Source organism: Streptomyces sp. NPDC029466, from assembly GCF_055574515.1.
The window spans coordinates 22076-33616 of record NZ_JBVHZH010000030.1; the positions used below are offsets into that span (position 1 = coordinate 22076).

General features: G+C 70.3%; 10 protein-coding genes. 5 read left to right on the forward strand and 5 right to left on the reverse strand.

What is annotated here, in order from left to right:
• Positions 1–199 precede the first annotated feature (199 nt).
• Both ACZ4XD_RS22540 and hppD read right to left on the reverse strand, forming a co-directional pair.
• Positions 200–1564 (reverse strand): FAD-binding oxidoreductase, encoded by a 1365-nt coding sequence (locus ACZ4XD_RS22540; RefSeq protein ID WP_468044677.1) that lies wholly within the window; start codon positions 1562–1564, stop codon positions 200–202.
• Positions 1565–1676: 112 nt separating this feature from the next.
• A complete protein-coding gene (hppD, locus tag ACZ4XD_RS22545; RefSeq protein ID WP_468044679.1) occupies positions 1677–2831 on the reverse strand; it encodes a 4-hydroxyphenylpyruvate dioxygenase in 1155 nt (384 codons plus the stop codon).
• 129 nt (positions 2832–2960) lie between these two features.
• On the opposite strand from hppD, the gene ACZ4XD_RS22550 reads away from it, so the two are divergent.
• From ACZ4XD_RS22550 to ACZ4XD_RS22570, 5 genes are read left to right on the forward strand one after another with little or no spacing between them, the layout of a single operon-like run.
• Positions 2961–3428, forward strand: coding sequence for an Lrp/AsnC family transcriptional regulator (locus tag ACZ4XD_RS22550; RefSeq protein WP_018091280.1), 468 nt, complete (start codon positions 2961–2963; stop codon positions 3426–3428).
• A gap of 14 nt (positions 3429–3442) precedes the next feature.
• Complete coding sequence (locus ACZ4XD_RS22555) at positions 3443–4090, forward strand: ABC transporter permease (RefSeq protein ID WP_468044681.1); 648 nt, start codon at positions 3443–3445, stop codon at positions 4088–4090.
• Positions 4083–5357, forward strand: a complete 1275-nt coding sequence (locus ACZ4XD_RS22560) for a betaine/proline/choline family ABC transporter ATP-binding protein (protein WP_468044683.1) — start codon at positions 4083–4085, stop codon at positions 5355–5357. Before ACZ4XD_RS22555 ends, ACZ4XD_RS22560 begins: the two co-directional genes overlap by 8 nt.
• Positions 5354–6244 carry an ABC transporter permease gene (locus tag ACZ4XD_RS22565; protein WP_468044685.1) on the forward strand — a complete coding sequence of 297 codons (891 nt, stop codon included), beginning with the start codon at positions 5354–5356 and terminating at the stop codon, positions 6242–6244. Before ACZ4XD_RS22560 ends, ACZ4XD_RS22565 begins: the two co-directional genes overlap by 4 nt.
• Positions 6241–7248, forward strand: coding sequence for a glycine betaine ABC transporter substrate-binding protein (locus ACZ4XD_RS22570; RefSeq protein ID WP_468044687.1), 1008 nt, complete (start codon positions 6241–6243; stop codon positions 7246–7248). Before ACZ4XD_RS22565 ends, ACZ4XD_RS22570 begins: the two co-directional genes overlap by 4 nt.
• Positions 7249–7322: 74 nt before the next feature.
• On the opposite strand, the gene ACZ4XD_RS22575 is transcribed toward ACZ4XD_RS22570, so the two are convergent.
• The 3 genes from ACZ4XD_RS22575 to ACZ4XD_RS22585 form a co-directional block, all read right to left on the reverse strand.
• Entirely contained in the window at positions 7323–8102 is a 780-nt protein-coding gene (locus tag ACZ4XD_RS22575) for a S16 family serine protease (RefSeq protein WP_468044689.1), read from the reverse strand.
• A gap of 124 nt (positions 8103–8226) precedes the next feature.
• Positions 8227–8868 carry an IclR family transcriptional regulator gene (locus ACZ4XD_RS22580; RefSeq protein WP_468044691.1) on the reverse strand — a complete coding sequence of 214 codons (642 nt, stop codon included), beginning with the start codon at positions 8866–8868 and terminating at the stop codon, positions 8227–8229.
• Between the two features lie 407 nt (positions 8869–9275).
• Positions 9276–11072 (reverse strand): DEAD/DEAH box helicase, encoded by a 1797-nt coding sequence (locus tag ACZ4XD_RS22585; protein ID WP_468044693.1) that lies wholly within the window; start codon positions 11070–11072, stop codon positions 9276–9278.
• Positions 11073–11541 lie beyond the last annotated feature (469 nt).

The window sequence follows — 11541 nt, forward strand, 5'->3', positions numbered from 1 at the left end:
GGGCACCATCGAGCGGCGGAATCCCTGTATTGGCCGCTGCGGTCGGACTTCTCATGAATGGACCGTCGGGCGCGGTAATTCTCGTTCAGGATAGGCAGAAGGTCCCGGCCCCGCCACGTCAGGACCTCGGCGCGGACTCAACCTTTCTGCACGTACTGACGACCACGGGTAAAATACGCGGCAGCAATTCCCGTGGACCTCAGAAAAGCTTGCCCGGGTTGAGAATTCCCAGCGGGTCGAAGACATCCTTGATGCCGCGCTGCAACTCCAGCCCCACCGGCCCCAGTTCGCGCGCCAGCCACTCCTTCTTCAGGACACCGACCCCGTGCTCACCGGTGATGGTGCCGCCCAGCTGGAGGCCGAGCGCCATGATGTCGTCGAAGGAGGCACGGGCCCGGCGGGACTCGTCCGGATCGGCGGCGTCGAAGCAGACCGTGGGGTGGGTGTTGCCGTCCCCCGCGTGGGCGCAGACGCCGATGGTCAGGCCGTACTTCTCGGCGATGGCGGCGGTGCCGTCGAGCATCTCGGCGAGCCGGGAACGCGGCACGCACACATCGTCGATCATCGTGGCGGACTTGACCTTTTCCAGCGCGGTCAGGGTCAGCCGGCGGGCCTGGAGCAGCAGATCGGACTCGGCGGCGGTCTCTGCGGGCACGACCTCGGTGGCGCCGGCCGCGGTGCACAGCGCGCCGACGGCGGCGAGGTCGGCGGCCGGCTCGGGGGTGTCGAAGGCGGCCAGCAGCAGCGCCTCGGTGCTGTCCGGCAGCCCCATCTGCGCCATGGCGTTGACCGCGCGGATGCTCGTCCGGTCCATCAGCTCCAGCAGCGCGGGGGCGTGACCGCGGGCCATGATCTCGCAGACGGCTTCACAGGCCGCCGCGGTGGAGGGGAACTCGGCGGCCAGGGCGAGCTGTTGGGGCGGCTCCGGCTTGAGCGCGAGGACGGCGCGGACGACGATGCCCAGACTTCCCTCGGAGCCGACGAACAGCCGGGTGAGGTCGTAGCCCGCGACGCCCTTGGCGGTGCGCCGGCCACAGGTCAGCAGCCGGCCGTCGGCGAGGACGACGTCCAGGCCGAGGACGTACTCGGCGGTGACACCGTATTTGACGCAGCACAGGCCGCCGGAGGCGGTGCCGATGTTCCCGCCGATGGAGCACTGCTCCCAACTGGAGGGATCGGGCGGGTAGTAGAGGCCGTGCTCGTTCACCGCGCGGGACAGCACGGCGTTGATGACACCGGGTTCGACCACCGCGATCCGGTCGACGGGATTGATCTCGATGATCCGGTCCATCTTGACCAGCGAGAGCACGAGGCAGCCGTCGGAGGCGTTGGCGGCGCCCGACAGCCCCGTACGCGCCCCCTGCGGGACGACCGGGACCCGCAGCTCGGTGGCCGTCCGCATGATGTGCTGGACCTGCTCGACGGTGCGCGGCAGCACGACCACGGCGGGGGTGCCGGCCTCGCAGAAGCTCGCCATGTCGTTGGCGTAGGAGCCGGTGATGTCGGGGTCGGTGAGGATCGCTTCATCCGGGAGCCCGGCGCGCAGACGTGCGATGAGGTCCATACCCTCAGCCTCGCATCCGCGGGCCGCACACGGAAGATCGTGTACGGCCCGCCGGGGCAGTCGGCGCGCAGCGCTGTCTTCTGGGGGTGGAGGTCGGGTGACGGGCGGGCGGTCAGAGATTGCCGCGCCGCTCCTGCTCCCGCTCGATCGCCTCGAAGAGGGCCTTGAAGTTGCCCTTGCCGAAGCCCATGGAGCCGTGCCGCTCGATCATCTCGAAGAACACGGTCGGCCGGTCCTGGACCGGCTTGGTGAAGATCTGCAGCAGATAGCCGTCCTCGTCCCGGTCGACCAGGATCTTCAGCTCGCGGAGCGTCTCCACCGGCACCCGGGTCTCGCCGGCCCACTCGCCGAGGGTGTCGTAGTAGGAGTCGGGGGTGTCCAGGAATTCCACACCGGAGGCCCGCATCGCCCGGACGCTGGCGACGATGTCGTTGGTGGCCAGCGCGATGTGCTGGACGCCGGGGCCGCCGAAGAACTCCAGGTACTCGTCGATCTGTGACTTCTTCTTCGCGATCGCGGGCTCGTTGATCGGGAACTTGACCTTGAGCGTGCCGTCGGCGACGACCTTCGACATCAGCGCGCTGTATTCGGTGGCGATGTCGTCGCCCACGAACTCCTTCATGTTGGTGAAGCCCATGACCTTGTTGTAGAAGGCCACCCACTCGTTCATCTTGCCGAGTTCCACGTTGCCGACGCAGTGGTCGATGGCCTGGAAACGCCGCGGGCCGGTCTCCACCAGCGGCTCGACGGCGTCGAAACCGGGCAGGTAGGGACCGTCGTAGCCGGAGCGCTCGACGAGGGTGTGCCGGGTCTTGCCATAGGTGGCGATGGCCGCGAGGACGACGGTGCCGTGCTCGTCCTTGAGGTCGTGCGGCTCGATGAGGCCGGTGGCTCCCTGGGCGACGGCGTGCTCGTAGGCGGCGCGGGCGTCCGGGACCTCGATGGCGAGGTCGATGACGCCGTCACCGTGGGCCGCGACATGGTCGGCGAGGAAGTGGCCCCACTCGGTGGTGGGCTTGATGACGGAGGTGAACACGAACCGGGCGCCGCCGGATTCGAGCACATAACTCGCGGTCTCCCGGCTGCCGTTCTCCGGACCGGAGTAGGCGACGCGCTTCATGCCGAAGGCGGTCGAGTAGTAGTGCGCGGCCTGCTTGGCGTTCCCGACGGCGAAGACGACCGCGTCCATCCCCTTGACCGGGAAGGGGTCCGCCTGCCGGGTCGCGCCGGGGGTGGTGGGCTGAGGGTGCATCGTGGTGTCTGCCATGGCCGCAGAGTCTCTCCGATCCACAAGGTGCGCAATAGTTCGCGGATCCTCTGGGCATTATGCCTAGTGAAACGGCGGCATCGCCAGGCTATCTGTACATGATGACCATCAAAAGCGAAGGGACGGCCGATGGCGATCGATCATTTGGACGGGGCGCTGCTGGAGCTGCTCGCCGAGGAGCCGCGGATCGGGGTGCTGGAGGCGTCCCGGCGGCTGGGGGTGGCGCGCGGCACGGTCCAGGCCCGGCTCGACCGGCTTCAGTCGAATGGAGTGATCCGGGGCTTCGGGCCGGAGGTGGACCCGGCGGCGCTCGGCTATCCCGTGACCGCTTTTGCCACGCTGGAGATCAAACAAGGTCAAGGGAATGACGTACGCGCCCACTTGACGACCGTTCCCGAGGTGTTGGAGCTGCATACAACGACGGGACATGGGGACATGCTGTGCAGGCTCGTCGCCCGTTCCAACGCCGATCTACAGCGGGTGATCGACCGGGTTGTGGGCTTTGATGGCATCGTGCGGGCCTCGACGGCAATCGTGATGGAAAATCCGGTTCCGTTGCGGATCATCCCGCTGGTGAAACAAGCATCGGGAGACTGAACCGAGGAGACCGAGTGAGCTTCTGGGAGTACGTCGGCACCCGGCACGCCCAGCTGCTGACGGACACATATCAGCACGCCAGCGCGGTCTTCCAGTGCATGGTGCTGGCCACCGTGCTGGGGGTCTGCATCGCCGTGGCGACCTATCGCAGCGAGTGGGCGGGCAACCTCGCCACCACCTCGACGGCCACCATCCTGACCATCCCCTCCCTGGCCCTGATCGGTCTGCTGATCCCGATCGTCGGCCTCGGCGTCCCCCCGACGGTGATCGCCCTGACCCTGTACGGGCTGCTGCCGGTGGTCCGTAACGCCATCGTCGGGCTGCGCGGGGTGGACCCGGACCTGATCGACGCGGCCAGGGGCATCGGAATGTCGCGCTCCACCCAGCTCTTCCGCATCGAACTGCCGCTGGCCTGGCCGCCCATCCTCACCGGCATCCGGGTCGCCACCCAGATGCTGATGGGCATCGCCGCCATCGCCGCCTTCGCCTCCGGCCCCGGCCTGGGCAACGAGATCTTCCGCGGGATCGCCTCGCTGGGCAGCGCCAACTCCCTCAACCAGGTGCTCTCCGGCACCCTCGGGATCGCCATCCTCGCTCTTCTCTTCGACGCCGCGTACGTCCTGATCGGACGCCTGACCATCTCCAGGGGGATCCGTGCCTGAGACGACCGATACCGCCCCGGCCTCCGGGGCCAGAATCCATCTGGAGGACCTGACGAAGATCTACCCGGGGAACCCCAGCCCCGCGGTGGACAACGTCAATCTGGAGGTCAAGGCCGGCGAGATCGTGATCTTCGTGGGGCCCTCGGGCTGCGGCAAGTCCACCTGTCTGAAGATGATCAACCGGCTGATCGAGCCGACCCACGGGAGGATCCGGATCGGCGACGAGGACGTCACCGACATGGACCCGGTCAAGCTGCGCCGCAAGGTGGGCTACGCCATCCAGGCGTCCGGCCTCTTCCCGCACATGACGGTCGCCCAGAACATCGGCCTGGTCCCGAAGATGATCGGCTGGTCCAAGAGCCGGGTGCGCAACCGGGTCGAGGAGATGCTCGACCTGGTCGGCCTGGACCCGCGCGAATTCCACGGCCGCTATCCGCGCCAGCTCTCCGGCGGCCAGCAGCAGCGCGTCGGCGTGGCCCGCGCGCTGGCCGCCGACCCGCCCGTCCTGCTGATGGACGAGCCGTTCGGCGCCGTCGACCCGATCACCCGCGACCACCTCCAGGACGAGCTGATCCGGCTCCAGCACGAGCTCCACAAGACCATCTGCTTCGTCACCCACGACTTCGACGAGGCCATCAAGCTCGGCGACCGCATCGCGGTGCTCCGCGAGCACTCGCACATCGCCCAGTTCGACACCCCCGAAGCCATCCTCACCAACCCGACCGACGACTTCGTCTCCGGTTTCGTGGGCGCCGGGGCGGCACTCAAGCGGCTGAACCTGACCCGCGTACGGGACGTGGGCGTGGTCGACTTCCCCACCGCCGGCCTCGACGACCCCCTGGAGACCATCTTCGACCGGCTGCGCTCCGGCTCCCACAACGAACTGCTGCTGCTGGACCGCAACCGCCGCCCGTACAAATGGCTGCGCCGCGGCGACCTGGCCCGCGCCAGGGAATCGCTGGCCCGGGCCGGGACCCTGGTCCAGCACACCGTGTCCCGGGACGCGACGCTGCGCGACGCCCTGGAGGCGGTGCTCACCGACAGCGCGGGCCGGGCCGCGGTCACCGGGCGGCGCGGCGAGTACATCGGCGTGGTCGACATGGAGACGCTGATGAACAACGTCCATGAGCTGCTGGAGGCGGACCGCCTCGAAGCGATCGAGCATCAGCACCAGCTCCAGGAGCGGCGCGCCCGCCAGACCCAGATGGAGCAGGAGGGCCTGGCCGGGGCGGGCGGCCCCGAGGGCGGCCCGGGAGGCCCCGTATGAGCCCCGGCGGCGGGAGCGGCGAGCGCCCGCGCCGGGACGGGCGGCACCCGAGCGACCATGAGGCGCTGGCCTTCAAGGACGAAGTCGAGATGTCGCAGCGGGAGTTGGCGGCCGGGGAGGCGCCCGTCCCGTCCGCACGGGCCGGTGTGCGCCGGATCAGCTGGCAGAAGTGGACCTTCATGCCGGCCTTCCTGGTGCTCGCGCTGCTCGGCACCTGGCTGTGGTTCCGCGGCGCCCGGCTGGACTCCATCGCCCATCAGGCGGTGGACAACGGCAAGGTGTGGCTGGCGCTGCGCCAGCACATCCAGCTGACCGCGATCTCCACCTTCTTCGTGCTGATCATCGCGATCCCACTGGGCATCGCCCTGACCCGGTCCAAGCTCCGCCGGGCCACCCCGGTCGCGATGGCCTTCGCCAACCTCGGGCAGGCGGTGCCGGCCCTGGGTCTGCTGGTGCTGCTGGTGATCTGGCTGGGCATCGGCGCCCGCTCGGCGATCGTCGGCATGGTCATCTACGCCGTGCTGCCGGTGCTCGCCAACACCATCGCCGGGCTGCGCGGCATCGACCCGACGCTGACCGAGGCCGCCCGCGGCATCGGCATGTCCCCCACCGGCGTGCTGACCCAGGTCGAGCTCCCGCTGGCCGTACCGCTGATCCTGGCCGGGGTCCGTACGGCCCTGGTGCTGAACGTCGGCACCGCGACGCTGGCGACCTTCGGCGGTGGCGGCGGTCTCGGGGACCTGATCTCGGCGGGGATCGTCACCCAGCGGATGCCCGTCCTCATCCTCGGCTCGGTGCTGACCGTGGCGCTCGCCCTGCTGGTCGAATGGCTGGCCTCGCTGGCCGAGCTGCTGCTCCGTCCGCGCGGTCTGGAGGTGACGGCATGAGCAGGCACCCCCGCCCGGCACGCCCCCGGCGCCGCCCGGCCACCCGGCTCGCCGTCGCCCTGCTCGCCGCGGTCGTCCTCGGCGGATGTGGCCTGGTCAGCGGCAGTGCGATGTCCGACAACGTGCTGCCGGGCCCGAAGGCGGGCTATCCGGACCGCCCGCTCACCGGGGCGCATCTGACCGTGACTTCGAAGGAGTTCACCGAGCAGATCGTCCTCGGCCAGATCATGGGGCTGGTCTTCCAGGCGGCCGGCGCCCTGGTCATCGACAAGACCAGCATCCAGGGGTCGATCGGCGCCCGGGAGGCCGTCCGGTCCGGCACGGCGGACGCCGCGTACGAGTACACCGGCACCGGCTGGATCACCTACCTCGGCCACACCAAGCCGATCATCGACCCCCACGAGCAGTGGAAGGCGGTCCGCGACGAGGACGCGAAGAACGGCATCGTCTGGCTGCCGGCCTCGACGCTGAACAACACCTACGCGCTGGCGCTGAACACCGCGAACTACAAGAAGCTGGGGGTGCACAACCTCTCCGAGGTCGCGGCGCTGTCCCACAAGAACCCCGGCGCCGTGACCATGTGCGTGGAGAACGAGTTCGCCACCCGCAACGACGGTCTGCCGGGCATGGCGCGCGCCTACGGCATGAACGTGCCGTCCGCCAACATCCGCAAGATGACCGGCGGCGTCGTCTACACCGAGACGGAGAAGGGAGCCTGCGCGTTCGGCGAGGTCTTCACCACCGACGGCCGGATCAAGGCGATGCATCTGCACGTCCTCGCCGATGACAAGCACTTCTTCCCGAACTACAACGTCGCTCCGGAGATCAACGCCAAGGCCCTGAAGAAGTACCCGTCGATCGCCGAGGTGCTGGCCCCGGTCACCAAGGCCCTCAACAACACCGTCGCCCAGGAGCTGAACCGCAAGGTCGACGTGGACGGCGAGGACCCGCACGAGGTCGCCAAGGAGTGGCTGGTGCAGGAGGGCTTCATCAAGGAGGGGTGAGGGGCGTCCGGGGCGGCCATCCACCGCCGGGCGCCCGGCCCGCGTCCGCTGTCCGCCGCTGGGCCCCTCCCCGCTCAGCAGCTGGGGACCTTGCCCCCGGTCCGCAGCGCCTTCAGGGAGTCCACCGCGCCGTCGAGCGTGCTGACCGGGATCAGCCGCAGCCCCTTCGGCAGCTCCGCCCGCGCATCCGTGCACTCCTTGCGCGGGACGAGGAAGACCGTGGCGCCGTCCCGCCGCGCCGCCTGCGTCTTCAGCGGGACGCCGCCCACCGCGCCGACCTTGCCGCCGGCCGTGATCGTCCCGGTGCCGGCGATGGTGCGCCCGCCGGTCAGGTCATGGCCCGCGCCGTCGCCGTCCAGCTTGTCGACGATGCCCAGGGCGAACATCAGCCCGGCGCTCGGCCCGCCGACGTCCGCGAGCATCAGCTTGACCTTGATGTCCTGGCCGGACTTGCCGAGCTGCCCGAGCGCGGCGCTGGTGGCGCTGTCCTGGGACTCCCGCATCTGCTGCGCGTTGTGCTCGGCGATCTCCTCGGTGTTCTCGCCCACCGGGTAGACCGCCTCCCGCGGCATCACGGCCTCGTCCGTACGGAACCAGCCCTTGACGATGTCCGGCAGATGGACGGCGGCCTCCGGGCCGGTCGCCACGATCGAGGTCATCCGCAGCTGCCCGTCCGTCTTCCGGGTCCGCGCGCCGCTGATGGTGATCACCGGCTTGCCCTCGTCGTTACCGAGGACATTCGCCGTCATGCCGGGGTACGCGAGCGCATACGGCAGCGGGGCGAGGACCGCGGTGACGAGGAGGGCGAGGACGAGGGCGGTGCAGACCGCCAGGGCTCGGGTGCGTGCAGACACCCCGCCACCCTAAATGACCCCCGCCCCACCAGGGCCTTACGGCGCTGCCGCCTCACGACACGGCCACCGCCCCTTCACACCCCACGGCCCCGGCCGCGCCGCACGGCCCCGGCCGCACCAGGGCTCAGCGAAGCGCCTCGGACACCTCCCGGGCCGCGTCGACCACCCGCGGTCCGACCCGCTCGGCGACGGTGTCGGTGAGCATCACCACCCCCACGCTCCCCTCGATGCCGCTCACCCCGAGCAGCGGGGCCGCCGCGCCGCTCGCGCCGGCCTCCAACTCCCCGTGCGTCAGGGCGAGTCCGGCGTCGTGGGTACGGCCCTGCCGGGCCTTGAGGATCGCCCGCCCGGCGGCTCCCCGGTCCAGCGGATGACGGAAACCGGCCCGGTAGGCCACGTGGTAGTCGGTCCAGGTCGGCTCCACCACGGCCACCGCCAGCGCCTCCGTGCCGTCGACGAGGGTGAGATGCGCGGTGGCCCCCACGTCCTCGGCGAGCGACCGCAGCGCGGGCAGCGCGGCCTCCCTGACCAGCGGATGCACCTGACGGCCCAGGCGCAGCACGCCCAGGCCCACCCGGGCCCGGCCGCCGATGTCGCGGCGCACCAGGGCGTGCTGCTCCAGCGTGGCCAGGAGGCGGTAGACCACCGTGCGGTTGACGCCGAGCTTGTTGGACAGCTCGGTGACGGTCAGCCCGTGATCGGTGTCGGCGAGGAGTTTGAGGACACGCAGCCCTCGGTCGAGTGTCTGGGAGGTCTCTGCGGTCACGACGCCCTCCTGGGTGAGTGGCGGCCCTCGGGCGCGACGCGCTGCGGTCCCGGCAGCAGCGCGCGCTAGAGGCCGCCGGCCGCATGGCACCGGCTGCGCTCCGCGGCGGCGCTGCCACGGGGCGTGTGCGTGACCGGGACAGTAGCGAGCCGGTTCGGTGAGCGGAAGAGTCCGTCCAGAATCCGGTCGCTCACGCCCGTAATATCCCAGTACGTCCGCCCAGAGCGCCCCGTTCCGCTCCGTGTGGTGTTTCAGGGAGGACTGGGGCGTTATCCGGGTGTGACGGGGCTGTCCGGGTGTGACGGGGCGGACGTGCCCGGCACGTCGCAGCGGTCCCGCGGGGGGGGCGGGTACGGAAGAGGGCGGCGCGCCGTCCACGGCACACCGCCCCACGGGCCCCGGCGGACTCACCGCATCCGCGTCGCCCACTCCCGGACCTTCTTGATCCGCTCACTGAGCTGCCCTGCGGTGGCCTCCGCGCTCGGCGGCCCGCCGCACACCCGCCGCAGCTCGGTGTGGATCACCCCGTGCGGCTTCCCGCTCTGGTGCACATACGCGCCGACCAGCGTGTTCAGCTGCTTCCGCAGCTCCAGCAGCTCCTTGTGCGTGACCACCGGCCGCCGCTCGGCCGGCAGCTCCAGCAGATCCGCCTCCGCATCCGGCCGCTTCTTGCTGTGCGCGATCTGGCGCGCCTGCCGCTTCTGCAACAGCATCTGCACCTGGTCGGGCTCCAGCAGCCCAGGGATGCCGAGGTAGTCCTGCTCCTCCTCGCTGCCCGCGTGCGCCTGCATGCCGAACTCGGCACCGTCGTAGAGCACCCGGTCGAAGACCGCCTCCGACTCCAGCGCCTCGAACGAGAACTGCTCCTGCTCGCCGGTGTCCTCGTCCTGCTCCTTGTTCGCCTCGTCCATCTCCTTCTCGGACTCGGCGTACGGATCTTCCTCCCCGTCCTTCTTCGGCTTGTCGAGGACGTGGTCGCGCTCGACCTCCATCTCGTTGGCGAAGCCGAGCAGCATCGGGACGGTGGGCAGGAAGACGGAGGCGGTCTCACCGCGCTTACGGGACCGCACGAACCGCCCCACGGCCTGCGCGAAGAACAGCGGCGTCGAGATCGTGGTGGCATACACCCCGACCGCCAGCCGCGGCACGTCCACGCCCTCGGACACCATCCGGACCGCGACCATCCAGCGGTCCTGGGAGTGCGAGAAGTCATCGATGCGCTGCGAGGCCCCGGAGTCGTCGGACAGCACCAGGGTGGCGCCCTCCCCGGTGATCTCCCGGATCAGCTTGGCGTACGCCCGCGCCTGTTCCTGATCGGAGGCGATCACCAGCGCCCCGGCATCCGGAATCGACTTACGGACCTCGCTCAGCCGCTGATCGGCGGCGCGCAGCACATTGGGCATCCACTCACCGCGCGGATCCAGCGCCGTACGCCACGCCTGCGAGACCGCGTCCTTGGTCATCGGCTCGCCCAGCCGGGCCGCGATCTCGTCGCCCGCCTTCGTCCGCCAGCGCATATTGCCGCTGTAGGAGAGGAAGATGACCGGCCGGACGACACCGTCGCCCAGCGCGTTGCCGTAACCGTAGGTGTAGTCGGCCGAGGAACGCCGGATGCCGTCGTTCCCCTCCTCGTACGTCACGAACGGAATCGGGTTGGTGTCGGACCGGAAGGGCGTACCGGTCAGCGCCAGCCGCCGGGTCGCCGGCTCGAACGCCTCCAGGCACGCCTCGCCCCACGACTTCGAGTCACCGGCGTGGTGGATCTCGTCCAGAATCACCAGCGTCTTGCGCTGCTCGATCCGGTTGCGGTGCAGCATCGGCCGGACACCCACACCGGCATAGGTGACCGCGACACCGTGGTACTCGCGGCCCAGCGGCCCCGCGCTGTACTCCGGATCGAGCTTGATGCCCAGCCGGGCCGCCGCCTCCGCCCACTGCTTCTTCAGATGCTCGGTCGGTGCGACGACCGTCACCTGCTGCACGACGTGATGGTGCAGCAGCCACGAGGCGAGCGTGAGCGCGAAGGTCGTCTTGCCGGCGCCCGGCGTCGCGACGGCGAGAAAGTCTCTCGGCTGCGTCTGGATGTAGCGGTCCATGGCCGCCTGCTGCCAGGCACGCAGCTTGTTCGCGGTACCCCAAGGGGCCCGCCCCGGAAAGGCCGGGGACAGGTGATGGTTATTGGTGGCGCTGGTGGTGGTAGTCACGGTCTCCGTCGGCTGGACTCGGGGATCGGCAACCGCGCCACCCTATCGCTGCGCTTGGTCTTGGCTTCCCACGGTGTCGGCTTTCCCGCCGCGGTTGTTGCTCGCCGTTTCGCCTGCGGCGGGCGGGGTCCGCTGCGCGGGGCTGTGGGTGCGGTGACGGACCTCCGGGGCCGGGGGGGGGGGGGGGGGGGGGGTTCCGGTCCCCCCCCCCCCCCCCCCCCCCCCCCCCTCCGGCCCGTCCCCTCCCGTGGGGGGAGAGTGACGGCGAGTGGGGGCTGGCCACCCATGCCCATCCGCGTGACATGCCCGTGCCCGCACCCATTACGTGTGCTCGACAAGCCGCACCGGACCACCCACGCAAACCCCCACCGGCCTTCTTCCCACCCTTCAACGGGAGGGGACGGGGCTGGGGGGGGGGGGGGGGGGGGGGGGGGGGGGGGGGGGGGGTGGGTGGGGGGGGGGGGGAGAT

Coding starts and splice junctions, on each gene's coding strand:
- ACZ4XD_RS22540 (WP_468044677.1), bottom strand. CDS start 1,564: ATGGACCTCATCGCACGTCTGCGCGCCGGGCTCCCGGATGAAGCGATC.
- ACZ4XD_RS22570 (WP_468044687.1), top strand. CDS start 6,241: ATGAGCAGGCACCCCCGCCCGGCACGCCCCCGGCGCCGCCCGGCCACC.
- ACZ4XD_RS22550 (WP_018091280.1), top strand. CDS start 2,961: ATGGCGATCGATCATTTGGACGGGGCGCTGCTGGAGCTGCTCGCCGAG.
- hppD (WP_468044679.1), bottom strand. CDS start 2,831: ATGGCAGACACCACGATGCACCCTCAGCCCACCACCCCCGGCGCGACC.
- ACZ4XD_RS22565 (WP_468044685.1), top strand. CDS start 5,354: ATGAGCCCCGGCGGCGGGAGCGGCGAGCGCCCGCGCCGGGACGGGCGG.